The sequence below is a fragment of the Cytobacillus sp. FSL W7-1323 genome (assembly GCF_038595015.1).
In the GTDB taxonomy this organism is placed as follows: domain Bacteria; phylum Bacillota; class Bacilli; order Bacillales; family Cytobacillaceae; genus Cytobacillus; species Cytobacillus kochii.
This window is the reverse complement of the sequence record NZ_CP151998.1, coordinates 3533568-3558449: the sequence shown is the minus strand read 5'-3', so window position 1 is coordinate 3558449 and position 24882 is coordinate 3533568. Positions and strand designations below refer to the sequence as shown.

Below are 24882 nucleotides of genomic sequence, written 5' to 3'. Positions count from 1 at the left end.
ATTTTGGAATTCGAAATGGAATGAAATGAATAGAATTTGAAAGGGGTATGGATGATGCCTCGAGCTTTGTGGTTATTAGTAATTGGAATGGCTGTTAATGTAACAGGTTCCTCTTTTTTATGGCCTTTAAACACCATTTATATGCATGAAGTATTAGGAAAGTCTTTATCGATTGCCGGCATTGTTTTAATGATCAATTCAGCAGCAACAGTCATAGGCAATCTAGTTGGTGGTGTGCTGTTTGATAAATTAGGTGGCTATCGTTCGATCTTATTAGGCATAGTCATTTCGTTATCTTCACTCATTATTATGGTCTTTAAACACGGATGGCCGGAATACATTGTATTATTGACGATTTTAGGTTTTGGCTCAGGGATCGTGTTTCCTTCTATGTATGCATTGGCAGGAAGTGTATGGAAAGAGGGCGGCAGAAAAGCGTTTAATGCGATGTATGTAGCGACAAATCTAGGTGTAGCATTAGGTGCAGCAATGGCAGGGTATATAGCTTCATTTTCTTTCAATTATATCTTTATCGCTAATTGTCTAATGTATATCTTGTTTTTCTTGATAGCTATTACTAGCTATCGAAAAATGGAAGTAAAGTCTGTTAGTCAACCAAATGAAATAAAAACAGCACAAAAATTTCGCGGTAATCCTAAATTAAACGCTTTATTCGTTTTATTAATCGGTTATCTATTATGTTGTATTGGCTATGTGCAATGGCAATCGACTATCTCAGCATATACTCAACAAATTGGGATTTCTTTAAAACAATACAGTATGCTATGGACAATAAATGGCGCCATGATTGTACTTGCGCAACCATTAATTAGTCTTCTAGTTAAAAGAATAAAATCATTAAAAGTACAAATTATTATTGGTATTTTTATTTTTGCTATTTCTTTTGCTGTTGTAGGAAATGCAGTTGCCTTTTCCGGCTTTGTCACAGCAATGATTATTTTAACCATTGGGGAAATGCTCGTATGGCCAGCGGTACCTACAATTGCTAATGACTTAGCACCTAAAGGTAAAGAAGGGTTCTATCAAGGGATTGTTAACAGTGTCTCTACAGGAGGAAGAATGATTGGGCCATTACTTGGGGGCGTACTCGTGGATGTATACGGTGTGAAGATGCTTTTCGGTATATTAATGGCATTACTGCTCATCTCCGTATATACAACAGTTGTTTATGATAAGAAGCTTAAAAAGAAAAAAGTTTTGCCAGCTATACCTTCATAAAAAGCGAGCCCCGTAGATAAAAAATCCAGGGGCTCTCTACTTAACCATTCAGATAATATCCTGGTAATGATGTGATTGAACTTCATCTAGAAAAATGACTTTATGAAAGAAACTTTTCAAGATCAACCAACGAGCGGGATAGGCCTCGATAAAACTTTCAATGACTTTTTCGGAGTAGAGTATCAGGCAATCTAACTTCGGTTTGGTTTGTTTTAAATCATAATATAAGGCATGTGGAATGGTGTAGTAATCATGTAATTGATAAGGATTTAATTTAATGGTTTTCATTTGGTTATTTTCAATGAACGTCTGGATGGATTGCTTCTGAACTTCAAGGCTTTCATCTAGCGTTTTATAATCATTCATAATCCACTTTTCATTAATAAAAGCGATACCTTTCATAATATGAAATCACCTTTCCTTATTTTTTACTATAGTTATGGGCAAAATAAGGAAGAGTAATACATGGATTAAAAAATTGACACGTTTTCATTTTTCTTGAATAGCTTATACTTATCTATAGTAACTTGTGAAAGCCTACTTGCATCAACCATTGAAATTGATTACAATGTCAATATGAATATTTTATAACTGCAATGATGAGGAATAGTAATGCTAGGAAGCCTGATATTAGAGAGCTAGCGGTTGGTGTAAGCTAGTCAGCTCCTTTCATGAACTCACCTACTGAGCAGCAAGTGTGAAAATGACAGTAATGCTTGCCGTACTCCGCGTTAAGGATGAATGAAGTGAACAGTTAACCGTAAACTGTTAATGTGGGTGGTACCGCGGGAGATATACATAATCCTCTCGTCCCTTTTTGAGGGATGAGGGGTTTTTTTATACTTAAAAACGTAGCATTTTTAGGAGGAAAGAAGATGAGCTTTAATCATCAGCAAATTGAAGGTAAGTGGCAACACTATTGGGAAGAACAAAAAACATTTAAAACGGGTGAAGAAAAAGGGAAGAGAAAGTTCTATGCGTTAGATATGTTTCCTTATCCGTCTGGTGTAGGTTTACACGTAGGACACCCTGAAGGATATACAGCAACAGATATTCTTGCCCGTATGAAAAGAATGCAAGGGTATAATGTTCTTCACCCAATGGGATGGGATGCATTTGGTTTACCTGCTGAACAATATGCCCTTGATACAGGGAATGACCCAGCTGAATTTACCGAGAAAAACATTAATACATTCCGCCGTCAAATTAAATCATTAGGATTTTCTTATGACTGGGATCGTGAAATTAACACAACAGATCCGGAATATTATAAATGGACGCAATGGATTTTCTTAAAGCTTTATGAAAAAGGTCTTGCTTATATCGATGAAGTAGCAGTGAACTGGTGTCCTGCACTTGGAACTGTGCTAGCTAATGAAGAGGTAATTGATGGGAAAAGTGAACGTGGAGGCCATCCTGTTGAAAGAAGACCGATGCGCCAATGGATGTTAAAAATAACAGCTTATGCTGACCGTTTACTAGAAGATCTTGATTTACTTGATTGGCCAGAAAGCTTGAAGGATATGCAGCGCAACTGGATTGGTCGTTCTGAAGGTGCTGAAGTGACTTTCCATATCGAAGGTGACAAAGGTACGTTTGAAGTGTTTACGACACGCCCAGACACATTATTTGGTGCGACATATGCTGTCCTTGCCCCAGAGCATAAACTAGTTGATGTAATTACAACAGAAGAGCAACGTAATGCAGTTGAGACTTATATTGAAAAAGTTAAAACAAAGAGTGATTTAGAAAGAACAGATTTAGCCAAAGAAAAAACAGGTGTATTCACAGGTGCTTATGCAATTAACCCTGCTAACGGTGAAAAAATGCCTATCTGGATTGCTGATTATGTGCTTGCTTCATATGGTACAGGTGCCATTATGGCTGTTCCAGCTCATGACGAGCGTGATTATGATTTCGCGAAAGAATTTAACTTGACTATTAAAGAAGTCGTAGCTGGTGGAGATATTTCTAAAGAAGCTTATGCGGGTGAAGGAGAACATATTAATTCTGATTTCTTAAATGGCTTAGGTAAAGAAGAAGCAATTACAAAAATGATCGCTTGGCTAGAAGAGAAAGAGATTGGGACGAAAAAAGTGACGTATCGCTTACGTGATTGGTTATTTAGTCGTCAAAGATATTGGGGTGAACCGATTCCTGTTATTCATTGGGAAGATGGTACAATGACGGGAGTTCCTTACGAAGAGTTACCGTTAATTTTACCAACAACAACGGAGATTAAGCCATCTGGTACAGGTGAATCACCGTTAGCTAATATTGAAGAGTGGGTTAATGTTATTGACCCTGAAACAGGTAAAAAAGGTCGCCGTGAAACCAACACGATGCCACAATGGGCAGGTAGCTGCTGGTACTATTTACGTTATATTGATCCGAAAAACAGTGAGGCATTAGCTGATGCCGAAAAATTAAAAGAGTGGTTACCGGTTGATATTTATATTGGTGGCGCTGAACATGCGGTTCTTCACTTATTATATGCTCGTTTCTGGCATAAAGTATTATACGATATAGGTGTAGTTGATACGAAAGAACCATTCCAAAAATTATTTAACCAAGGCATGATTCTTGGGGAAAATAATGAAAAAATGAGTAAGTCAAAAGGAAATGTTGTTAATCCTGATGCCGTTGTAGAAAGCCATGGAGCGGATACGCTTCGTTTATATGAAATGTTTATGGGACCACTTGATGCCTCAATTGCTTGGTCTACAAATGGATTAGATGGCTCTAGACGATTCTTAGACCGTATTTGGCGTTTAATTGCTGAAGAAGATCATACATTAAGCAACAAAGTGCAGGATGTAGAAGTGTCTCAACTGGAAAAAGTGTATCATCAGACAGTCAAAAAAGTAACAGAGGACTTTGAAGGTTTGCGCTTCAATACAGCAATTTCACAAATGATGGTTTTCGTCAATGAAGCCTACAAAGCTGATATTCTTCCAAAGGCTTATGCAGAAGGGTTCGTAAAAATGTTGGCTCCAATTGCTCCACATATTGCTGAAGAACTATGGGAGATACTTGGTCACACAGGAACCATTTCTTATGAAGCTTGGCCAGCATATGACGAAGCGAAAATGACAGATGATGAAGTGGAGATCGTTATCCAAATCAATGGTAAAGTGAAGGCTAAATTAATGGTACCCGTTGATGCACAAAAGGATGTGCTAGAACAAATTGCCATGGAAGATGATAAAATCAAAGAACAAATTGATGGCAAAACAGTAAGAAAAGTAATTGCTGTTCCTGGGAAGCTAGTGAATATTGTCGCTAATTAAGATTATTTAGGAAAAGAGGTAGCTTAATGAAAAGAGCTACCCTTTCCCTATGAGACTGTAATATTCGCATTTCGATCAACACTTCTTTAGAATAAAGATAATGATAATGGAAAGGGTGGTTGATGATGACTGAAATGAAAGAAATCACAACAGAAGAATTACTGAAAAAGATAGAAGCTGGAGAACAACTTGAACTTGTAGATGTAAGGGAAGATGACGAAGTAGCTCAAGGAATTATTCCTGGTGCGAAGCATATTAGAATGGGCACAATTCCTGAAAACCTAGATAAGTTTGATAAAGACAAAGAGTATATTATGATTTGCCGTTCAGGGAATCGTAGTGGACAAGTTTGTCGTTTTATGCAAGAACAAGGCTATCAAGTGACCAATATGGTCGGGGGTATGCTTGAGTGGGAAGGCGAAACAAAATAATTGGTACTTATGAAGAAGGCCTCTTTTTAGGAGGTCTTCTTTTTTTCGTTATCGTATAACCATTAGTATGTAAGAATCACGAGTTGTTTACATAACTTTCAGTTTGCTTTTACAATATGCCAAATTTGTCATGAAATGTGTTGATCAATTGAATATTATCTAACACGGTGGGTTTCTCAGAGTTGTGTCAAATGAAATGATACGATGGCCACTTAACACACTGCCAAGAGAGGAGAAAATTTCCTTTCTTTCACCAAGAGGTGGAAGAGCGATTATCGCTTCCTTGCTTACGCTTGTGCCACCATAAATTGCGTATTGCATATTTACACCACCTGTTAACAATTTACTCTATTATAGGTATAATATTATAAAAATTCAATTTATTTACTTCAGACGATCGTTCAAATAGATGCGAAAGGAGAAAGAATGAGTAAAAAAATCATTCCTTTTTTATCGGTAATTGTTCTATTATTTTTGTCCATGGGTGTATATCAATTTTATCTTTCTCAGAAAAAGCTGGGGTTTAATGAGGTCGTACTGATATCGGAGGAAAATCTACAGTCCATCATTATAGCTACTAGTGAAACAACAGAAACTGTATCTTTAAATAAGGACGATCATGATAAGCAACTAAAAGAAATTCGCTCACTTTTGGCAGATATTGAATTAAAAAGATATCATCGCACAGCATCTAAAGAACTGTATAGAATTGGTTTTGTAACGAAAACAGCTGGAAAAAGTGTTAGCGTATATGATGAAGCAATCGCCATTCACTACAAAAACAAAAAACCTACTTTTTATAGAGTCCTAGATAAAGAACCACTCACACAAATCATCGATATCCTATTATCAGAAAATAAATAAAAAAGTTTTAAAAACCCTCCAATATACCACCACCCTTCATTTCTTTTGCTATGATGTGAATCTATTCTTAGAAAAGGGAGTGAGTTGATGGTTCTGAAGGTAAAAGAATTGTCCGTTAGTTATGGAGAGAAAACGGTAGTTGATAAGATTAGTTTCTCCCTTCAAAAAGGAGAGGTACTCGGAATACTAGGAGAAAATGGCGCAGGAAAGACATCGTTGATAGAAGCTGTGCTAGGAATTAGGCCTGCTGTTTATAAGGAAGTCGCTATATTAGGACAATCTCCAATTCATAATAGAAAGCAAGTTTTTGAGAAAGTGGGTGTGCAATTTCAGGAATCGCATTTTCCAGATAAAATGACCGTTTCTGAAGCATGTCAGCAATGGAGTGTGTTATACAAGGCAACCGCGCCATATCAATTTTTATTGACCAAATTTGGCCTACAAGATAAGGAGAAATCATTAGTTAAATCATTGTCAGGCGGTGAAAAGCAAAGATTAGCGGTGTTATTAGCATTGTTACCCAACCCAGAATTAGTCTTTCTAGACGAATTGACTACGGGTTTAGATACGAAAGCAAGAAAAAAATTGTGGCAAACGCTAAGAAATTATAAGCGTGAGGGATTATCTATTATCCTTACCTCTCACTATATGGATGAAGTTGAAGCACTTTGCGACCGCATTATGATTTTAAAGGGCGGACATATCATATGCGAAGGAACGATAGCAGAAGTGATCAATTATTCAGGACAAGCTTCGTTGGAAGCTGCCTATTTAACTTTAACAGATGAAGAGGGGGAAGGATGATGACATTCTATACTTTAACAAAAATAGAAGCGAAACTCGTTTGGAGAGGTTTAGATATACTGATCTTCGGTATCATTTTTCCAATCATTGTTGCCTTATTATTTGGTTATATTATGAATAATGAACTGTTTACCCAAGGAAATACTATGTTCCTCCATTCTTATCCGGCAGTTGTAACTATTAGTATATTAGCTACAGGTGTAATGGGACTGCCCCTTACCATTGCTGATTACCGTCATCGCCATATTTTAAAAAGGTTTCAGGTGACCCCAGCTTCGCCTTTAACTTTGCTTTGTGCGCAGGCATTGGTTCAGTTTATTGCCTCTATGTTGTCTTTCCTAGGGGTGACTGCGGTATATCTTTTTGTTTTCAATTATGAAATGGCTGGTTCCTTTGGTTTGTTTCTTTGTAGTTATTTATTTGTTTTAATGGCTATGTATAGCATTGGCATACTCATCGGGAGTATTGTTCCAGATCAAAAAGCAGCGAATTTATGGGGGTCGTTAGCCTATTTCGGCATGCTTCTTTTTTCAGGTGCTACTATACCTTTTGAGATTTTTCCACAAATTTTACAGAATGTCTTTGCATTCCTTCCTTTATCACAAGGTATTCAGTTGCTTAAGGAAGTAAGTTTAGGCGGAGTTCTAAGCGACATGATTTTTCCAATAGTGACAATGATGGCTTGTGTATTCATTAGTGGATTCCTTTCGATTAAATATTTTAGATGGAAGTAGTGAGATATCTTGGTTTATTCAACTAAAGAAATCGCTGATAGTATGGGCGTTCATCCTAATACTGTGAGAGTTTACGAGGAATGGGGATATCTTTCCCCTGCTCCTCGTGCTGATAATGGATACAGACAATATGATGACATACATCTTTTTCAATTAAAAATAGCGAGGTTCGCTTTTCGGTGTGAAATCATTCAAGGCAGTATTCGTAAAAATGCAAGAGAGATTGTGCTCCTTAGTGGTCAGAAGCAATTTCTGAAAGCGTACGAGCAGGCTGAAAAGCATTTACTGCATTTAACCAAGGAATATGAAAGAGCGGTTGAAGCAGCTGAGATTGCAGAGAGTTGGTTATATTCACCTAAGGAAATACAAAGTGAAGGATTGTCCAGACAACAAGTAGCTGAAAAAATTCAACTTCATCCAGAGCTAATAAGAAATTGGGAAAGAAACGGATTAATTACTATTCCTCGTAATGAAAAGGGGTATCGTGTTTTTACAGAAAAGGAAATTAATATGCTAAAGGTGATTCGAGTATTAAGGATGGCTCATTATTCTTATGCATCTATTTTACGCCTAGTCCAACAAGCAAAAATGGCTCATCCAATTCATGTCAGAAAGGTATTGAACATATCAGAAAATCAGGAGGATATTGTATATGTTACTGATCGCTTATTAATGTCTTTAAAAGAAGCAATCGCAGATACAAAAAAGATTCTTACCATGTTAAGAGAAAAAAATGACGGAGATTAATCAATTTTTTCTACGTCTACGATATTTATTCTCCCAGGATAAGACTCTAAAATGCTTGTATACCAAATGCGAACTTGATCCCCTGAATCGAATGAGTGGTAATCAAGCAAAAATGTCGGTCCATTCGGTATATAGTCAGGTTGATAGGTCGTGTTAGATGATGCCTCTTCATTTATCTGGACAGTGGGCCGTTTTTCTTCGTCGATAAAGTAAATCATGCCTTTTTCTTTTATCAAAATGGCGTCGATAAAACCAGCACCATTGTATTTAGTAATTGAATTACTGATATCTCCAATTACCCACAAGCCATAAAGACAAATGGTAGTTAAAAGTATTCGTTTAACGAAGCTCATTTCATCACCTCCTACCTATGTATATATTATGAATTTTCTGTTAATAATAAATAAAAATACTTATTCCCATGAAGGGAGTTTTCATCAAATGATCAAGGTAAAGTTATTCGACCAAGAGCATGAAAAAGATTTAGAGGTTGCGATGAACCGTTTTTTAGAAAAGGTGGAAGAACAAAAGCTTGTTGATATTAAGTATAATATTGCTGCGATGCAAGAAGAGGATGAAGAGCAAATTTACTGTTTTTCGGCGATGGTCATTTATAGAGCGTAACTACTTTTACTTATCAAGTAGTTACGCTTTTACATAGAGCCGCATTACTGCCAGCTAAACGTCCAGTTACAAGGGCTGAGGTAATATTGTAGCCACCGGTATAGCCATGAATATCAAGAATTTCTCCGCAGAAATATAAACCAGCCATTTTTTTTGACGCCATTGTTTGTGGTTCAATTTCTTTAACAGAAACGCCGCCACCAGTTACAAAGGCCTTTTCTAATGGTAATGTCCCATCGATTTCAACACGGAAATCATGTAGACGGCTAACGAATAAACGTAGCAGTTCATTCGTGATACTCACTGCTTGTGCCGTCGGATCAATACCCACTTCTTCTAAATGGAAGAGAAGATATCTCTCTGGAACGATCCCTTTTAGCAAGTTTTTGATACTCTTTTTTGGCTCTGATTTTTTTAGTGATATGATCTCTTGGAAGGTTTTCTCGCCATTTTGCCCAGGTAAGGCATTGATGCGTACGTTTACCTTTTTTAGCTTCCATTTTTTCATGGCTTTGACAACGAATTGACTACATCTTAAAATCGCAGGACCACTCAGTCCGAAATGGGTGAATATCATATCCATTTGATGTGTAATCAACGGCTTGTCTTTAGGGTTCAATACACTTACTTCTACATCGCGTAAAGAGAGTCCTTGTAGCGCTTTGTTCTTAATAAATAATTCACTTGACGTTAACGGGACTTCTGTAGGGAATAAGTCTGTAATCGTATGTCCAGCTTTATCTGCCCAACCATAGCCATCTCCTGTAGATCCTGTATGAGGAACAGATTTGCCTCCCACTGCTAGCACAACTGCTTTTGCATGAAACTGTTCACCGGAATGTAATTGGACTGTATGGCTTTTCTCCGGTTGGAATTGAATATCAGCAACAGGACTATTTGTTTTTATCGTTACTTTCAATTCGTCTAGTCGCATAAGTAGTGCATCGACAACGGATTGTGCTTTATTACTTACTGGGAACATTCTACCGTGGTCTTCTTCTTTCAAAGCAATGCCTAGGTCCTCGAAAAAACGGATGATATCTTCATTACTAAAAATAGAAAAGGCGCTATGTAGAAAGCGACCGTTACCAGGAATATGTTTAATGATTTCATCGATTGGGAGTCGATTAGTCACGTTACAACGACCACCACCTGAAATCGCCAGTTTTCTACCTAATTTATTGCCTTTATCAATAAGTAATACTTTTGCTTTATTCTCTGCAGCACCAATGGCAGCCATTAGTCCAGATGGTCCACCGCCAATGACAATGACATCATATTGTGTTTGTTTCATTTTCTTCACCAACTTTTTCCCTTTCAATGAAAATAGCATACCTTTGCTATTATAAAGCAAAAGATAAAACATCTAAACATCTTCTTAAAAAATCATCAAGAATGAAAAGGGTCTTCTGAGATAAAAATATGTCTATTATTGTCGTAACATATGGTAGAATGAGAAGTTGTATAGTTTAATTTTGCGAATGATAGAAAACACCACGCTTTTGGTAGCGCTTGGACAATAGAGGAAGGGATTATATGTCGTCTAAGCTTTTACGAGGAACATTTATTTTAACTCTTGGTACATTCATATCTAAGTTTCTTGGATTATTTTATGTGATTCCATTTTATCAAATCGTTGGAAACGAAGGAACAATCCTTTATAACTATTCTTATGTACCATACACAATCTTTATCAGTGTGGCGACTGCGGGTGTACCGCTTGCCGTCTCAAAGTTTATTTCAAAGTATAACGCATTAGAGGAGTATGCAGTTGGTAGGAAGCTATTCAAATCCGGTTTAATTATTATGCTTTGTAGCGGAATTGTCTGTTTCTTAATCATGTATATGGGAGCGCCTACTCTAGCAAAGATTTTTGTGGACCCAGAAGATGTAGCAATGCTACAAGATATTGTCTCCGTTATTCGAGCGGTCAGCTTTGCCTTAATCATTATTCCGTTTATGAGCTTAATTCGCGGATTCTTCCAAGGTCATCAATCCATGGGACCTTCAGCCGTATCTCAGGTCGTTGAACAAATTGTACGAATTGCCTTTCTACTTGCTGGGGCATTTGTCGTCCTTTATGTAATGGATGGCGATTTAGTTACAGCAGTCAGTGTAGCTACTTTTGCAGCCTTCATAGGTGGTATCGGTAGTTTAGCTGTTTTGTTTATTTATTGGTACAAAAGAAAGCCTTATTTAGATCAATTATTAGCTAAAGATAAAGGTACAATGGATATCTCTCTTACAGATATGTATAAAGAAATCATTCTTTATTCGATTCCGTTTGTCCTTGTCGCATTGGTTAATCCGTTATTCCAAATGATTGATTTATCAACATTTAATAAAGCGATGCAATCGATAGGATACTCTGGTAAAGAAGCAGGAGAAGCCCTTTCCGTATTGAACTATCAAACGCATAAATTAGTGATGATTCCTGTTACGTTAGCAACAGCATTTTCATTAACACTTGTGCCAACGATTACGAATTCCTTTATGAAAAATGATCGCTTGACGATGAATCGTCAGTTGAATCAAACGTTTCAAGTGATCTTGTTTTTAATTTTACCGGCAGTTGTTGGTCTTGCACTACTGGCAGAACCAGTATACACATTGTTCTATGAGCATAGTGAGTTAGGTACCGCTGTACTTCGAGCTTATGCCCCAGTGGCGATGTTATTTGCCCTTTATGCAGTGACAGCTGCTATTCTACAAGGGATCAATGAGCAGCGCTTTACCATTCTTAGTTTATTAGTAGGAATTTTAGTTAAGCTTGCATTAAATATACCCCTGATTAAGTGGTTAGAAACAGAGGGAGCAGTTCTAGCAACAGCACTTGGTTATGCTGTGGCGATCTTGATTAACTTAATTGTCATTAAAATATTCTCAGGCTATCAATTTAGATTAGTATTCAGACGCAGTTTATTAATTGTCATTCTTACGTTGGTTATGACGGTTATTACTTGGCTATTGTATCAAATGCTAATGATTTTCTTAGATCCAACATCCGGATGGCATGCAATAATGATTGTTTTTATTTGTGGAGGAGTAGGTGCAAGTGTATACTTCTATCTTGCAAATAGGATTCGTCTATTGCCCTTATTATTCGGAGACAGAATCGAGCGGATTTTAATTAAATTGAAGTTGAAGAAATAGTAATTTTTTTAGGCACCCGGCGTATGTATACTGGGTGCCATTGTGTTTGTTGATGTAGCCTTTTGACAAAAAGATAAGCGAATAGGGGTATAATTGTCGCAGACTTTGAGTAGGTCCAATCAATATATCCTTAGCTTTTTACGGCTTCAGTTAACAGATAGTAACTTCACTTGTAATGATTTTACCGCTTTGGTGGTTCATATGTTCAACCCCGCTTTCACAATTCTCTGGATTCTCCCATTTGATTATATATTTATTCCCTTTCTGTTCAATTGAAACGATAGTTACACTCCCAATTGTTCTTGTGTTTTTTTCAATAACGATGGACTTGGCTTGTTGTTCGGAAATTTTAGGTTCTGGTGCTGCTGAACAGCTACTTAAGAAGAGTAGTAATAGAAATAGCAGTAGACGAGATGTTTTTTTCATCAAGTTCATTCCCCTTTTTATGAGTAGACGGAATGATGAGATGGAAGTTTCATAGGAGTTGGGAAATACTGAAAATCTTTACTAAAAGGAAATGGCACCCGTAAGTACGGCAATAATCGTCATCACAATCGTGGTCCCAAACGCCCACTTAAATAGGAACTTCTGATGCTCACCAAAGTCTACACCAGATAGCCCGATGAGAATAAAGGTCGCAGGAACTAAAGGAGACAGAGGGAAGCCTGTTGTTGAATGACCGAGTAATGCTGCTCTACCTATTTCCACTGGGTCGATGCCAAAGTTGGCTGCTGTTTCACTTATAATTGGTAAAATGCCAAAGTAATAAGCATCAGGTGGGAAAACAAATACTAACGGTAAACTCGTTATCGCAACGAGGACAGGGAGGTAAGGGCCAAGGCCTTCAGGTATGACAGAAACAATGGAAACAGCCATCGCGTCCATCATTTGCGTTCCATTTAGGACACCTAAGAATATCCCTGCAGCAAAGATTAATGTACTGATTAATACAAAGTTATTTGCATGACTTAAAATTTGCTCTTGTTGCGCTTTTGGATCCCGGAAGTTGACAAAAAGTGCGATAGAAAAAGCAATGGCAAATAAAATTTGTAATGGCAATACGTCCATAATAAGCATGATCATTAATGCGATTGTCAAAAGTAAATTAAACCAGAATAATGTGGGGGACGTTTTTTTCTGTTCTATTGTACTCGATTGTTCTGTGAAACTCTCAGTGTATATTTGAATGACACCGATTCTTTCTCTTTCCTTTTTACCTAGAATATAAGCAGAGAAAAATGTCCAGACTAGTCCGCCGATCATCGCTGGGATGAGAGGGATAAATAAATCACTCATTTCCACATTTAAACTAGCAGCGGCTCTAACTAAAGGACCTCCCCAAGGTATCATATTCATTACCCCTGCAGCTAAGGCAACAACACATGACAAAATAAGGCGGTTCATGCCTAACTTCTTATAAAGAGGTAGCATCGCTGATATGGTAATCATGAAAGTTGATGAGCCATCCCCGTCTAAACCAACAATCATTGTAATAAGAGCTGTAGCTATCACTATTTTTAATGGATCCCCTTTGACATACTTTAAAATACGTGAAATCATTGGGTCAAATAGCCCTACATCAATCATTAATCCAAAATATAGGATCGCAAAAACAATCATTATCGCTGTAGGGGTTACTTGGATAATCCCATCCATCATCAGTTGGCCCATTTCGTTGCTGAATCCTCCGATAATGGCAAAAGCAACTGCAACAAAGACAAAAGCAACAACAGGTGAAAGTTTTTTAGTCAGAACTAGAAGAAGAAAAGATATCATCATGCAGAAGCCTAATAGAGATAGCACGTTTACATTCACTCCTTTTTTATTTATAAGTTGATGTGTTTTACTTCTATATAATCCCTTTTTCTCTTAATTTTGCGATTTGTTCTTTTGTGAGCGATAATTCTGACATTAAAACATCTTCTGTATGCGACCCTAAGTTTGGACCGGCCCACTTAATCTCACCAGGTGTTTTACTCATTTTCGGTACGATTCCTGGCATTTTCAAAGTTCCGATTCCATCAATAGGTACTTCTTGTATCATATTTCTGTTTTGATAATGTGGATCATTTACAATATCTTCAATTGAATAAATCGACCCAGCTGGTACACCAGCCTCATCTAAGAGCTCTTTGACTACAAGTAGTGGGTGCTGACTCGTCCAAGCTTCAATCAGCTGATCTAAATACTTTGCATGTTTAGAGCGACCGATATTATTTTCAAAGCGAGAATCTTTTGAAAGCTCTTCTCTGCCAATGGTTTTCATTAACCTTTTGAAAATCGTATCCCCATTCGCACCAATGACGATATATTTGCCATCCGAACAAAGGTATGTATTGGAAGGAGTAATACCTGGTAGTGTGCTACCCGTACGCTCTCTGATTACCCCATTTCTTCCGTATTCAGGTAGGATGCTTTCCATTAAACTAAACACTGATTCATAAAGGGCTACATCAATGACTTGTCCTTCTTTTGAATGAGTTACGTCACGGTGATAAACCGCCATTAGTGCACCAATTACTGCATATAGAGCAGATAGGGAATCACCTATACTTATGCCTACCCTCACTGGAGGGAGGTCGGGATAGCCCGTTATAAAGCGAAGTCCACCCATTGCTTCTCCAATTGATCCAAACCCAGGTTTATCTTTGTAGGGTCCATCTTGTCCATAACCAGATACTCGTACCATAACCAATCGTGGATTAATTTTTTTTAATTCCTCATATCCAATACCCCATTTCTCTAGGGTACCTGGACGAAAGTTCTCAATTAGAATATCAATTTCTTTTACTAATGCGCGGAGAACTTTTTGACCTTCCTCTTTTTTTAAATCCAGTGTAATTGATTTCTTATTCCTAGATTGCACATACCACCAAAGGCTAGTCTCATCTTCTATTACTCTCCAAGTTCTAAGAGGGTCTCCTTTTGTAGGAGGTTCAATTTTAATGACATCTGCACCGAATTCAGCTAATAATTTCGATGCGAAGGGTCCAGCGATTAACTGTCCCAGTTCAAGAACTTTTAAACCAGATAACGCTTTATTGGACATTTTTTTCACCTCTATGATTAATAAATAAATTTACTTATAGATTGCTTGTAAAGAGAGTAAATCTTGTTCAATATGATTGTACATTTCATTGGCTGCTTTTAAGCTATCTCGTTCTTTAAGTGCGGCTAGAATTTGAGCGTGTTCCTCGATACAACTCTCGTCTCGTATGCCGATTTTAATCCCACTATTTCTGAAATAGGTTACTTTATCACGAATGGTATTAGTTAATGAAACTAAATGATCATTTCCAGATGAGCTTAAGATGATTTCATGAAACTGTATACTAAGTCTTACGACATCCTCTTTCGCCTGAGATAACCATGCTTGTTTCGTTTGATCAATAATGCTTTCTAAAAGTTCTAAGTCGGAATTTTCAATATTTTTAGCAGATAATTTTGCTGCGAACGACTCCAATTGCTGTCTAATTTGATAAATTTGTATCATATCCGTAAGGGAAGGGCTAAATACTTTAAGGGTGTTTCCGTTTTGTACAACTAATTCTTCTTGGATGAGCATTTTTAATGCTTCACGTACTGGCCCTCGGCTAACGTTAAATTCTTCAGCGATTTTTACTTCTATTAATCTTTCCCCACCAGGATAATATCCGTCTAATAATCTCTTTTTTAAATGCTGATACACTTGTACAGTTAATGTTTCTCTCATAATGGAAATCAAGTAAACCACTCCTTTCAACAAAAAAATGTAAGCGTATTCAATATGTACTTATCATAAGAATATAAATGTATACTGTCAACAGTAAATTTTCAGTATATTTAATATTTTCTAACTAAAGCATTCTTCCTACTTTTTATTGATAATGTGAATGAAAAACAAAATGAATTGTAATTACTAAAAAGGGAGAGAAGTGTATCCTTCGCGTATTTCGTTGAAAGAAGTGAATAAAATGGAATCATTTGGATTATTAGGAATTATTCTCGTTATTGCCTTAGGGGTCTTTTCTCAGTGGTTATCATGGAAAATTCAATGGCCTTCAATTGTGATTATGTCGATTGCTGGATTAGTAATCGGTCCAGCGCTCGGACTATTGAACCCAGAACAAGATCTAGGAAGTCTTTATAGCCCTATTATTTCTTTAGCTGTAGCTGTCATATTATTTGAAGGTAGTACAACGCTTGATATTCGTGAAGTTCGTAGTATTTCCAAATCTGTTTTTCGGGTAGTTACTGTTGGGGCTTTTCTTGCTTGGATACTTGGATCTTTGGCAGCTCACTATATCGCAGGCTTGAGTTTAGAGGTGGCTTTTATCATCGGTGGATTATTTATCGTTACAGGGCCAACTGTTATAATCCCTTTATTAAGGCAGTCCAAACTTAAACCACGAGTGAGTGCTTTATTAAAATGGGAAGGTATTATTGTCGACCCAGCAGGACCACTTCTAGCCTTATTTGCTTATGAGGTTATTAAAGTATTAGTAAGTGATACATTAGGCATGATGGAACTCGGAAAATTCTTGTTAGCTTCATTATTAGCGATAGTGATCGGTTACATATTTGCAAAGGTTTTGAGCTGGATGGCTAACAAAGGGTTGTTTCCAGAATACTTGAAATCCCCTATTACTTTATCTCTTGTGTTCATTTGTTTTGGCATAAGTGAAGTGATTATGCATGAAACAGGCATGCTTGCTGTGACAGTGATGGGACTTGTGCTAGCTAGAGAGAAGAAAAGAGTATCTGCCCTTGGGAATATTAGTCACTTCATTGAAAATGTCTCTGTAATCTTAACATCTACAATATTTATTCTATTAACAGCTTCTTTAACAAGAGAGACGATTGCAGAAGTGTTTAGTATCCAAATTATTGGCTTTGTAATCGTGATGTTATTTGTTGTTCGTCCACTATCGATTTGGATATCAACAATAGGGACAGAGCTAACCAACCGAGAGAAAACTTTAATTGGATGGATTGCCCCAAGAGGAATTGTGGCATTAACGGTCTCTGGTTATTTCGCAACTATATTAATGGATGATGGTTATCGAGAAGCAGGATTACTTACAACATTAACTTTTGCTCTCGTTTTTATTACGGTTTGTGCTCATGGTTTTACGTTAGCACCGCTGGCAAAAAAATTAAAATTAGCATCTGAATCAGAGCCAGGTGTACTGATTGTTGGAGCAAGTAGTTTTTCAATTGCTTTAGCATACAAGTTAAAAGAGTTGGGTAATCCTGTACTGATTAGTGACACATCAAGTGGCAAGTTAAAGCTTATCCGAAAAAAGGGGATTGAAACTTACTCGGGACAAATTCTAGATGAGCATAGTCAATTCGAAATCGACTTAACTCCTTACGAATTCATCCTGGTATTGTCTGATGACCCTAATTATAATGCCCTGGTTACACAGTCATTTCTTCCGGAGTTTGGCTATAATAAAACGTTTACCATTGCGACTGAGCGGATGGATGAGGAAAAGGATGGAGGGTTTCCCACAACTGTGAAGGCTCATATGCTTTTTGACGAAGAGCATGTGTTCACAGAGTTAAATAAGAAGATAAATACAACTTATTCGATAGAAAGTAAGCAAGCTAACGACAATTATGAAAAAATAGAGGAAGCACAAGTGGGCGGTTATCCTTTATGTGTTCGTAAAAAGGATGGATCGATTGCTTTTAAGACCTTAAAGGATTCACCTTCTGTTGATAAAGAAGACATTATCATTTATTTGGAGGAAGTAAAATAAGCATAAGATTGCATGATGAAACCATGCAGTCTTGTTTCATTTTCTATTGTTTTAATCACTTATTGAAGGACTTACATAGAATATTTAATAAAACTGAATGAAGAGGTGAGGAAAATGTTAGTTAACAGGAAAAAACACATGTCACATCACTATGGGCAACAGAAATTAGGTTCCCTTTGTCATTTAAATGAAAACAGACAAAAGCATGGAGATAACAAAGAAATAGAGAAAGGTCCTCTAACAAATAGTAAGAGTGTATGAGCCAGGATGTATGTGTAAGTTACATTATGTTAGGTAGATGATATACTAGGAGTAACTGACATAAAGAGGATATGTAGAAAGAGGAAAAACTTCCTCTTGGTCTTTCCTCCTTCCTTAATAAGGGCGAGGAGAGGGTGGCGGATGACTAATACCAATGCGTCGTTCCACTCTTTCTAATCTTCTTTCTAAACGATCGAATTGTTGCTCTAAGCGTTGTACTTGATTTTCTAAACGCTCTATTCTACGGTTGGTGTTGCTCGGCGGGAAGCCTGGAATAGGGAAAAACGTTGGTTGTTGACGATAGTAATACATGTTTCTTGCACTCCTTTATCGATAAACTATGATGTTAGTCTATGTTGATAAGAGCAATATGTGCGTAGGAACGATGATATAAAAGGAGTAAGTAAGATGAGAATAGATAAAATGTTAGCAAACTTAGGTTATGGAAGTAGAAAAGAAGTAAAGCAATTATTAAAGCAAGGAGCAGTAAAGGTAAATGGGGCGCAGATTAAAGATGCTAAACAACATATTGATCCAAAACAGGACGAAGTGGGTATTCATGGGGAGATAATTGAGTATAAAGAATACATATATTTAATGATGAATAAGCCTAACGGGGTAATTTCTGCCACAGAAGATACGATGCATCAAACTGTCATTGATCTATTAGAGCTGGAAGATATCGTTTATTCTCCATTTCCTGTAGGTAGACTGGATAAGGATACAGAGGGACTATTACTAATAACGAATGATGGGAAGCTTAGTCATCAGTTATTGTCACCAAAAAAACATGTGCCAAAAACATATTATGCCATTATTAATGATAGAGTAACAGAGGCTGATATTCATTCCTTTGCTAAAGGTGTGAAGCTTGATGATGGTTATGAAACGAAGCCAGCAAAACTAGAAATATTAAAAAGTGAGACAAACTCTGAAATTTATTTAACGATTACAGAAGGGAAGTTTCATCAAGTCAAACGCATGTTTGAGGCAGTAAATAAAAAGGTGATTTATTTAAAAAGGCTTACAATGGGTCCGCTTCAACTTGATGATTCTCTTGCGTTAGGAGAATATCGAGAATTAACGGATGAAGAATTAGAAGAATTATTATCTTATGATCCAAGTAATGAAATGTAAGTACTAAAATATACTTTGTAACAAAAAAAGAAGCCTAAATAAGAGCTTCTTTTTTTCGCTTGTCATTTTCTTATGATGACATCTTCACTTTCTTTTGTGTAATAGTCCATTTTCCTCGGCTTGGACTTTTCACCAAGTCATTATAAGCTAAAACATTTAAATCTCGCTGTATCGTACGAGGAGTGATACCGAATTCCTCTACAAGCTCCTGAGTTGTTACAGTTCCGTTTTTCCGAATAAACATATAAACGGATTTGATACGGTTTAACATCCGGTTAGTCGAAGGTTTCAAAAAACCACTCCCTATCCAATTTATAAACCCATGGCAAGTGCCTGCAACCGACAGTTTCAGTTAAGAAACATGTCCTTTCAGTTATATGTAGTCTTCTTTTTCCCGAGACAACTCCTTTTTTGGTTTAACAGAAGAAATAATCAAGATGTCATACTAATTATTAATATTGTAAACCTATTTTCAGATAATTTCTAGTCACTTGCATGATTTTACATTATTTTTCTCTTTTTCCTCCTAAATATACAAAAGCATCCTCCATTCTTTTTAACATCATATATATGGCTAAAGGAGCCTGTTTTATGTTCTAAATATTCAAAAAAAAATAAAAGAAAAAACTTTTTTATTGGTTTAAAGAATGAAATGTTAGGGAAGTTATTATAGATTGAAATTATCTAGTTGGAGGAAACTCATGATTACATTTGCTGGTGTGTCTAAGGCTTTTGGAGAAAAAGAAGTCGTCACTTCTTTGGATTTCTCCATAGAAAAAGGCGAACTATTTGTATTAATAGGTCCAAGCGGCTGTGGTAAAACAACAACACTAAAGATGATTAACCGCTTAGAAGAAACAAGTGGTGGATCAATTACAATAAATGAAAGGAATATTATTGATTATGCTCTTCATGATTTACGTTATGACATCGGCTATGTGTTGCAACAGATAGCTCTCTTTCCGCATATGACAGTAGAAGAGAATATAGCCATTGTACCAGAATTAAAAAAATGGAAAAAAAGAAAAATTCATCAACGTGTGACAGAATTATTAGACTTAGTGGGACTGGATGCAGGTACGTATCGGAACCGAAAGCCAGCTGAGCTATCTGGTGGTCAGCAACAAAGAGTAGGTGTCGCCCGTGCTTTAGCTGCCAATCCTGAAGTGATATTAATGGACGAACCATTTAGTGCGCTTGATCCGATTACGAGAGTGAAGCTACAAGATGATTTATTGTTAATGAAGAGAAATATAAATAAAACAATTGTCTTTGTGACACATGATATGAAAGAAGCGCTAAAGCTAGGTGATCGCATTGCTATTATGAATGAAGGAAAAATGGTCCAAATTGGTACACCAGAAGAGCTGAGGTATCAACCTGAAAGTCAATTTGTTGAAGAGTTCATCACTTCAACTGACCAAACAGTTGATCGATTTGCCATTAATCATGTGATGATTCCTTTTGATACGAGCGATGTATCAATCACTGAAACAGTAACGTCAAACATAAGTAAAGAGCAAGTGCTAGATCAACTGGTCACACATGAAAAAATAGCAGTGGAAGAAAATGGTGTTATCGTTGGGATGATTACAAGGGAGAGTGTCATTCAGTTTTTAGCCACTCAAGCGAAAGATGTGGGTGGAGAGTATGAATGAACTTATTAACGTTTTATCAGAGAGACAAGACCAATTGCTCAGTGCATTAATTGAGCATATGCAAATTTCGTTTATTAGTTTATTATTTGCCGTGATTATTGCAATCCCATTAGGGGTTATCTTAACGAGGAATGAAAAGGTAGCAGAACCCATTCTTGGCATTGCGGCAGTTATTCAAACAATCCCTTCTTTAGCCTTACTTGGCTTATTAATTCCCTTATTAGGTATTGGTAAGATCCCAGCTATTATTGCTTTAGTTGCCTATGCTCTTTTACCAATCTTACGAAATACATATACAGGAATTAAAGAAGTTGATCCAGCCTTAAAAGAGGCGGCCAGTGCGATGGGAATGAAATCTGCACAACGGTTGATGAAAGTCGAACTCCCTCTAGCGATACCTGTCATTATGGCTGGAATCCGTACAGGTATGGTTCTAATTATAGGAACGGCAACTCTAGCAGCACTTATAGGTGCAGGAGGCCTAGGAGATATTATTTTACTAGGGATTGACCGCAATGATTCTACACTAATTGTAATTGGCGCTATTCCAGCGGCCCTTTTAGCTATTTTATTTGATTTTATTTTAAGAAGGTTCCAGAAATTATCATTTAAGAAAGCGCTAGTAGGTGTCAGTATTGGAGCTATAATTGCCTTGTTTGTAACGGTGTCTCCTTATATCTTTCAACAAGAGAAAGACTTGAAGATTGCCGGAAAACTTGGATCAGAACCTGAGATTCTTATCAATATGTATAAATTATTGATTGAAGAAGAAACAGACTTAACGGTTGAGCTCCAGCCAGGACTGGGTAAGACTTCTTTTGTATTTAAAGCTTTAACTTCCGGTAGTATTGATATTTATCCTGAATTCACTGGTACAGTGATTGCTGAGTTTTTAAAGGAAGAAGCAGTAAGCACAGACCAAACAGCCGTCTATGAACAAGCGAAAGAAGGAATTCAAGAGGAATTCGATTTAGTTCTATTAGAACCAATGGAATATAATAATACCTATGCATTAGCTGTGCTTAATGAATTTGCCGAAGAACATGAACTTCAAACAATATCCGACTTAAAAGCAATTGAAAGCATGATGAAACCAGGATTTACACTCGAATTCTCTGATCGAGAAGATGGTTACATCGGTATTCAGGAGTTGTATGGCTTAAGTTTTTCTGAAGTGGTGACAATGGAGCCTAAATTAAGGTATACCGCTTTGGAAAATGGTGAAATCAATCTTGTTGATGCCTACTCAACTGATTCTGAGTTAGAAGAGTATGGACTAACTGTTCTAGAAGATGATCAATCACTATTTCCTCCTTATCAAGGTGCACCGTTATTGAGACAAGAAACAATTGAGAAATATCCGGAAATTGTTGATCCTCTCAACCAGTTGGCAGGGAAGATAACAGACGATGAGATGCGAAAAATGAACTATGCAGTGAATGTTGATGGGAAAAGTGCCAAAGAAGTAGCAGAAGAATATTTAAAAGAGAAAGGTCTTATCCAGTAGTGAACAAGAAAGATAAGAAAGTCCGAACAATGTGATGTGTTGTTCGGACTTTGAACGTTTATTAAAGAAATGATCAATAATGAATATAAGATGTAGACTTTGAAATAGAAACATACCGTACATATCGTTATATTTTTAAGGGTAGTGTTATAATAACCATGAAAGCACTTACTTTATTAATCCTTTTAAAAGAGAAGGATGTTGATTACATATAGCAGGAGGTTTTTACATTGGGTGATATTAATTGGCAAGAAGAAGTTATGAAAAGGAAGGACGACTTAATTAAAGATACACAAAAGTTATTGCAAATTAAAAGTGTGCTAGATGAGGAAAATGCCACATCTGATGCACCGCTCGGTAAAGAGGTAAAAGAAGCGTTAACCTATCTATTGAATTTAGGTGAATCCGATGGATTTATAGCAAAAAATGTTGAGAATCTTGCTGGTCACCTAGAGTTTGGACAAGGTGAAGAGTTACTCGGTATTCTTTGTCATGTCGATGTTGTTCCTGAGGGAGATGGCTGGTCCAGTGATCCTTATGGTGCCGAAATAAGAGATGGTAAAATCTTTGCTCGTGGAGCGATTGATGATAAAGGACCAACAATGGCTGCGTATTATGCAATGAAAATTGTCAAAGAGTTAGGCCTGGATATGAACAAGCGAGTAAGGATGATTATTGGTACGGATGAAGAGAGTGATTGGCGTTGTGTGGATCGATACTTTGAAGTAGAAGAAATGCCAACTTTAGGTTTTGCCCCAGATGCGGATTTTCCTATTATTTATGCAGAAAAGGGCATTGCTGACTTTGACCTTGTGCAAAAAGAAATTATTCGCGGTGTCGCTTCCTCACAAGTAAAAGTGCTCTCACTCCAGTCAGGTAAAAGATACAATATGGTTCCTGACTTTGCTAAAGCATCGCTTATGGTTCAATATGAGCCAACTGAAGTTGTACAAATGTATGTTGACTTTTTAAAGGAAAAAGAACTTCAAGGTAAATATTATATGGACAATGGTGAACTTATTCTTGAGCTTGAAGGTGTATCTGCACATGGGATGGAGCCGAATTTGGGTAAAAACGCCGGACTATTATTAGCAGATTTTCTCTCAAGTTTAAAGCTAGATCAACAAGCAGACCAATTTATCGGTTTCATAGCGAAGCATTTTGCTAATGATTCTAGAGGTAATCAGTTAGGTATTGCCTTCTCGGACGATATCACGGGAGACTTGACAATCAATGTAGGTAAAATCTATTACAAACAACAAACTGGAGGTAGATTGGGTTTAAATATGAGATATCCAGTTACTACTGATATTGAATCTACATTGAAGAAAATTGAACAAAAAGCTCAAACATTGGGGATGCTATTTGAAAACCTAGATGATTCAAGACCACATCACGTAGATGGTGACTCTTTCCTCATTCAAACATTAAAAAAAGTGTATACAGAACAGACTGGGGAAGAAGCTGAATTACTTTCGATAGGTGGAGGAACCTATGCGCGTTCATTAAAAGCTGGAGTAGCTTTTGGTGCGTTATTCCCTGGGAGAGAAGATGTAGCCCATCAGAAAGATGAATATATGTATATTGAAGATTTATTGAAAGCAACAGCCATCTATGCAGAAGCAATATACGAATTAACAAAATAATCTATTGATAAATGCTGTTTTCCTTGATAAGATAGCGTTGAAGTTTAGCACTTTAAAGGAAAAATGAAATCGTTGAAGGAGATGCTCTATCATGAATTATGTCATTTTTAATGGCAATATCATTGAAAGATCGGAAGCAAATGTTGATATTGAAGACCGTGGTTACCAATTTGGTGACGGAGTGTATGAAGTCATTCGCGTCTATAATAGCAAAATGTTTACAGCGACAGAACATTTGGAGCGAATTATTTTAAGCGCAAAAAAAATTGGCATGGAGTTAACTTATACTGTTAAAGAAATGAAAGAGCTGTTAACACAATTAATAACAAAAAATTCATTAGAGCATGGAACGATTTATATGCAATTCTCAAGAGGAGTAGCTCCACGTAATCATCCATACCCTACTTCTGATGTAGCTCATTCATTTGTGGCTTATACGAAGGAAGTAGCGCGTCCGCTTGCGAATTTAGAAAATGGTGTCAAAGCCATATTAAAAGAAGATATTCGCTGGTTACTTTGCGATATTAAAAGCTTAAATTTACTTGGTAATGTCATGGCTAAACAAGAGGCTGTGTCAAAAGGATGTTATGAAGCGATTCAACATCGTGGCGAAGTTGTAACAGAAGGTAGCTCATCTAACATTTCTATTATTAAAGATGGAACACTTTACACACATCCTGCTTCCAATCTGATTTTAAATGGCATCACTCGTCGTAAAATGATTGAGGTTTGTGAAAAGGATGGTATTCCGGTAGTGGAAGAGCCGTTCTCGTTAAATGATTTAAATACAGCGGATGAAGTATTTTTATCTAGCACAACTTCAGAAATTACACCTATCATTCAAATAAACGAAAAACAAGTAGGTGAAGGTGTACCTGGCGTGTTAACAAAGAGAATTCAAGGATTATTTGATGCAGCGATTGAAAGCGAATGCGGAAGCTTAACAACGACAGTGTAAGGGATATCAATATAAAGGGAAGTAGAATTCTTTCTAACCATAAGTAATATCAAAAACTGCACCCCACTTGTTAGACGGTATCTAC

General features: G+C 36.8%; 25 protein-coding genes and 1 other annotated feature. Of the genes, 15 read left to right on the top strand and 10 right to left on the bottom strand.

Annotated features, from left to right (window positions below; translation table 11 throughout):
• Window positions 1-54: 54 nt before the first annotated feature.
• Window positions 55-1239 carry an MFS transporter gene (locus MKX67_RS17850; protein WP_322910371.1) on the top strand — a complete coding sequence of 395 codons (1185 nt, stop codon included), beginning with the start codon at window positions 55-57 and terminating at the stop codon, window positions 1237-1239.
• Window positions 1240-1287: 48 nt separating this feature from the next.
• Here MKX67_RS17850 and MKX67_RS17845 read toward each other — a convergent pair whose 3' ends face one another.
• Entirely contained in the window at window positions 1288-1641 is a 354-nt protein-coding gene (locus tag MKX67_RS17845) for a hypothetical protein (RefSeq protein WP_191809793.1), read from the bottom strand.
• A gap of 185 nt (window positions 1642-1826) precedes the next feature.
• Window positions 1827-2057: a binding site (T-box leader), on the top strand.
• 57 nt (window positions 2058-2114) lie between these two features.
• Between MKX67_RS17845 and leuS the strand changes: the two genes are divergently transcribed.
• Both leuS and MKX67_RS17835 read left to right on the top strand, forming a co-directional pair.
• Window positions 2115-4529, top strand: coding sequence for a leucine--tRNA ligase (gene leuS / locus MKX67_RS17840; protein ID WP_095372176.1), 2415 nt, complete (start codon window positions 2115-2117; stop codon window positions 4527-4529).
• Window positions 4530-4654: 125 nt separating this feature from the next.
• The gene (locus MKX67_RS17835; RefSeq protein WP_095372177.1) at window positions 4655-4960 is read left to right on the top strand and encodes a rhodanese-like domain-containing protein; all 306 of its coding nucleotides are present in this window, start codon (window positions 4655-4657) and stop codon (window positions 4958-4960) included.
• A 159-nt stretch (window positions 4961-5119) separates the two neighbouring features.
• On the opposite strand, the gene MKX67_RS17830 is transcribed toward MKX67_RS17835, so the two are convergent.
• Window positions 5120-5281, bottom strand: a complete 162-nt coding sequence (locus MKX67_RS17830) for a hypothetical protein (protein WP_322910370.1) — start codon at window positions 5279-5281, stop codon at window positions 5120-5122.
• Between the two features lie 105 nt (window positions 5282-5386).
• On the opposite strand from MKX67_RS17830, the gene MKX67_RS17825 reads away from it, so the two are divergent.
• The 4 genes from MKX67_RS17825 (at window position 5387) to MKX67_RS17810 (ending at window position 8109) form a co-directional block, all read left to right on the top strand.
• Window positions 5387-5824: a hypothetical protein gene (locus MKX67_RS17825; RefSeq protein WP_307316674.1), complete on the top strand. Its 438-nt coding sequence runs from the start codon at window positions 5387-5389 to the stop codon at window positions 5822-5824.
• Between the two features lie 87 nt (window positions 5825-5911).
• Window positions 5912-6628: an ABC transporter ATP-binding protein gene (locus MKX67_RS17820; protein WP_307316675.1), complete on the top strand. Its 717-nt coding sequence runs from the start codon at window positions 5912-5914 to the stop codon at window positions 6626-6628.
• Window positions 6628-7362 carry an ABC transporter permease gene (locus MKX67_RS17815; RefSeq protein WP_233435207.1) on the top strand — a complete coding sequence of 245 codons (735 nt, stop codon included), beginning with the start codon at window positions 6628-6630 and terminating at the stop codon, window positions 7360-7362. Before MKX67_RS17820 ends, MKX67_RS17815 begins: the two co-directional genes overlap by 1 nt.
• 9 nt (window positions 7363-7371) lie before the next feature.
• Window positions 7372-8109: a MerR family transcriptional regulator gene (locus MKX67_RS17810; RefSeq protein ID WP_340975993.1), complete on the top strand. Its 738-nt coding sequence runs from the start codon at window positions 7372-7374 to the stop codon at window positions 8107-8109.
• Here the strand turns inward: MKX67_RS17810 and MKX67_RS17805 are convergent.
• Entirely contained in the window at window positions 8106-8462 is a 357-nt protein-coding gene (locus tag MKX67_RS17805) for a DUF3221 domain-containing protein (RefSeq protein WP_095372183.1), read from the bottom strand. The genes MKX67_RS17810 and MKX67_RS17805 overlap by 4 nt on opposite strands.
• A gap of 88 nt (window positions 8463-8550) precedes the next feature.
• Between MKX67_RS17805 and MKX67_RS17800 the strand changes: the two genes are divergently transcribed.
• A complete protein-coding gene (locus tag MKX67_RS17800; protein WP_095372184.1) occupies window positions 8551-8733 on the top strand; it encodes a sporulation protein Cse60 in 183 nt (60 codons plus the stop codon).
• Between the two features lie 13 nt (window positions 8734-8746).
• Here MKX67_RS17800 and MKX67_RS17795 read toward each other — a convergent pair whose 3' ends face one another.
• Complete coding sequence (locus MKX67_RS17795) at window positions 8747-10027, bottom strand: NAD(P)/FAD-dependent oxidoreductase (protein WP_341052789.1); 1281 nt, start codon at window positions 10025-10027, stop codon at window positions 8747-8749.
• Window positions 10028-10269: 242 nt separating this feature from the next.
• Between MKX67_RS17795 and MKX67_RS17790 the strand changes: the two genes are divergently transcribed.
• Entirely contained in the window at window positions 10270-11886 is a 1617-nt protein-coding gene (locus tag MKX67_RS17790; protein WP_095372185.1) for a polysaccharide biosynthesis protein, read from the top strand.
• A gap of 150 nt (window positions 11887-12036) precedes the next feature.
• Here the strand turns inward: MKX67_RS17790 and MKX67_RS17785 are convergent, their stop codons facing one another.
• The 4 genes from MKX67_RS17785 to MKX67_RS17770 all read right to left on the bottom strand — a co-directional run bounded on the left by MKX67_RS17785 (window position 12037) and on the right by MKX67_RS17770 (window position 15610).
• On the bottom strand, window positions 12037-12312 hold the full coding sequence (locus tag MKX67_RS17785; protein ID WP_095372186.1) for a hypothetical protein: 276 nt from the start codon (window positions 12310-12312) through the stop codon (window positions 12037-12039).
• Between the two features lie 81 nt (window positions 12313-12393).
• The gene (locus MKX67_RS17780; protein ID WP_095372187.1) at window positions 12394-13689 is read right to left on the bottom strand and encodes a citrate:proton symporter; all 1296 of its coding nucleotides are present in this window, start codon (window positions 13687-13689) and stop codon (window positions 12394-12396) included.
• A gap of 46 nt (window positions 13690-13735) precedes the next feature.
• The gene (locus MKX67_RS17775; RefSeq protein WP_218971963.1) at window positions 13736-14935 is read right to left on the bottom strand and encodes a CaiB/BaiF CoA-transferase family protein; all 1200 of its coding nucleotides are present in this window, start codon (window positions 14933-14935) and stop codon (window positions 13736-13738) included.
• 30 nt (window positions 14936-14965) lie between these two features.
• On the bottom strand, window positions 14966-15610 hold the full coding sequence (locus MKX67_RS17770) for a GntR family transcriptional regulator (protein ID WP_095372189.1): 645 nt from the start codon (window positions 15608-15610) through the stop codon (window positions 14966-14968).
• Between the two features lie 229 nt (window positions 15611-15839).
• Here MKX67_RS17770 and MKX67_RS17765 point away from each other — a divergent pair, with 229 nt between their 5' ends.
• Window positions 15840-17630, top strand: a complete 1791-nt coding sequence (locus tag MKX67_RS17765; RefSeq protein WP_095372190.1) for a sodium:proton antiporter — start codon at window positions 15840-15842, stop codon at window positions 17628-17630.
• A 375-nt stretch (window positions 17631-18005) separates the two neighbouring features.
• On the opposite strand, the gene MKX67_RS17760 is transcribed toward MKX67_RS17765, so the two are convergent.
• Window positions 18006-18203, bottom strand: a complete 198-nt coding sequence (locus MKX67_RS17760; RefSeq protein WP_095372191.1) for a hypothetical protein — start codon at window positions 18201-18203, stop codon at window positions 18006-18008.
• 96 nt (window positions 18204-18299) lie between these two features.
• Here MKX67_RS17760 and MKX67_RS17755 point away from each other — a divergent pair, with 96 nt between their 5' ends.
• Window positions 18300-19028 carry a pseudouridine synthase gene (locus tag MKX67_RS17755; protein ID WP_095372192.1) on the top strand — a complete coding sequence of 243 codons (729 nt, stop codon included), beginning with the start codon at window positions 18300-18302 and terminating at the stop codon, window positions 19026-19028.
• 70 nt (window positions 19029-19098) lie between these two features.
• Here the strand turns inward: MKX67_RS17755 and MKX67_RS17750 are convergent, their stop codons facing one another.
• Window positions 19099-19320, bottom strand: a complete 222-nt coding sequence (locus MKX67_RS17750; RefSeq protein ID WP_095372193.1) for a DeoR family transcriptional regulator — start codon at window positions 19318-19320, stop codon at window positions 19099-19101.
• A 409-nt stretch (window positions 19321-19729) separates the two neighbouring features.
• Here MKX67_RS17750 and MKX67_RS17745 point away from each other — a divergent pair, with 409 nt between their 5' ends.
• The 4 genes from MKX67_RS17745 (at window position 19730) to dat (ending at window position 24797) form a co-directional block, all read left to right on the top strand.
• Entirely contained in the window at window positions 19730-20686 is a 957-nt protein-coding gene (locus MKX67_RS17745; RefSeq protein WP_342488511.1) for an ABC transporter ATP-binding protein, read from the top strand.
• Complete coding sequence (gene opuFB, locus MKX67_RS17740) at window positions 20679-22193, top strand: osmoprotectant update ABC transporter permease/substrate-binding subunit OpuFB (protein ID WP_095372195.1); 1515 nt, start codon at window positions 20679-20681, stop codon at window positions 22191-22193. The genes MKX67_RS17745 and opuFB overlap by 8 nt, the downstream gene beginning before the upstream one ends.
• A gap of 230 nt (window positions 22194-22423) precedes the next feature.
• Window positions 22424-23839: a dipeptidase PepV gene (pepV, locus tag MKX67_RS17735; protein WP_095372196.1), complete on the top strand. Its 1416-nt coding sequence runs from the start codon at window positions 22424-22426 to the stop codon at window positions 23837-23839.
• Between the two features lie 91 nt (window positions 23840-23930).
• Window positions 23931-24797: a D-amino-acid transaminase gene (dat, locus tag MKX67_RS17730; protein ID WP_095372197.1), complete on the top strand. Its 867-nt coding sequence runs from the start codon at window positions 23931-23933 to the stop codon at window positions 24795-24797.
• Window positions 24798-24882: the final 85 nt, after the last annotated feature.

Coding starts and splice junctions, on each gene's coding strand:
- MKX67_RS17850 (WP_322910371.1), top strand. CDS start 55: ATGCCTCGAGCTTTGTGGTTATTAGTAATTGGAATGGCTGTTAATGTA.
- MKX67_RS17845 (WP_191809793.1), bottom strand. CDS start 1,641: ATGAAAGGTATCGCTTTTATTAATGAAAAGTGGATTATGAATGATTAT.
- leuS (WP_095372176.1), top strand. CDS start 2,115: ATGAGCTTTAATCATCAGCAAATTGAAGGTAAGTGGCAACACTATTGG.
- MKX67_RS17835 (WP_095372177.1), top strand. CDS start 4,655: ATGACTGAAATGAAAGAAATCACAACAGAAGAATTACTGAAAAAGATA.
- MKX67_RS17830 (WP_322910370.1), bottom strand. CDS start 5,281: ATGCAATACGCAATTTATGGTGGCACAAGCGTAAGCAAGGAAGCGATA.
- MKX67_RS17825 (WP_307316674.1), top strand. CDS start 5,387: ATGAGTAAAAAAATCATTCCTTTTTTATCGGTAATTGTTCTATTATTT.
- MKX67_RS17820 (WP_307316675.1), top strand. CDS start 5,912: ATGGTTCTGAAGGTAAAAGAATTGTCCGTTAGTTATGGAGAGAAAACG.
- MKX67_RS17815 (WP_233435207.1), top strand. CDS start 6,628: ATGACATTCTATACTTTAACAAAAATAGAAGCGAAACTCGTTTGGAGA.
- MKX67_RS17805 (WP_095372183.1), bottom strand. CDS start 8,462: ATGAGCTTCGTTAAACGAATACTTTTAACTACCATTTGTCTTTATGGC.
- MKX67_RS17800 (WP_095372184.1), top strand. CDS start 8,551: ATGATCAAGGTAAAGTTATTCGACCAAGAGCATGAAAAAGATTTAGAG.
- MKX67_RS17795 (WP_341052789.1), bottom strand. CDS start 10,027: ATGAAACAAACACAATATGATGTCATTGTCATTGGCGGTGGACCATCT.
- MKX67_RS17790 (WP_095372185.1), top strand. CDS start 10,270: ATGTCGTCTAAGCTTTTACGAGGAACATTTATTTTAACTCTTGGTACA.
- MKX67_RS17785 (WP_095372186.1), bottom strand. CDS start 12,312: ATGAAAAAAACATCTCGTCTACTGCTATTTCTATTACTACTCTTCTTA.
- MKX67_RS17775 (WP_218971963.1), bottom strand. CDS start 14,935: ATGTCCAATAAAGCGTTATCTGGTTTAAAAGTTCTTGAACTGGGACAG.
- MKX67_RS17765 (WP_095372190.1), top strand. CDS start 15,840: ATGGAATCATTTGGATTATTAGGAATTATTCTCGTTATTGCCTTAGGG.
- MKX67_RS17760 (WP_095372191.1), bottom strand. CDS start 18,203: ATGTATTACTATCGTCAACAACCAACGTTTTTCCCTATTCCAGGCTTC.
- MKX67_RS17755 (WP_095372192.1), top strand. CDS start 18,300: ATGAGAATAGATAAAATGTTAGCAAACTTAGGTTATGGAAGTAGAAAA.
- MKX67_RS17745 (WP_342488511.1), top strand. CDS start 19,730: ATGATTACATTTGCTGGTGTGTCTAAGGCTTTTGGAGAAAAAGAAGTC.
- opuFB (WP_095372195.1), top strand. CDS start 20,679: ATGAATGAACTTATTAACGTTTTATCAGAGAGACAAGACCAATTGCTC.
- dat (WP_095372197.1), top strand. CDS start 23,931: ATGAATTATGTCATTTTTAATGGCAATATCATTGAAAGATCGGAAGCA.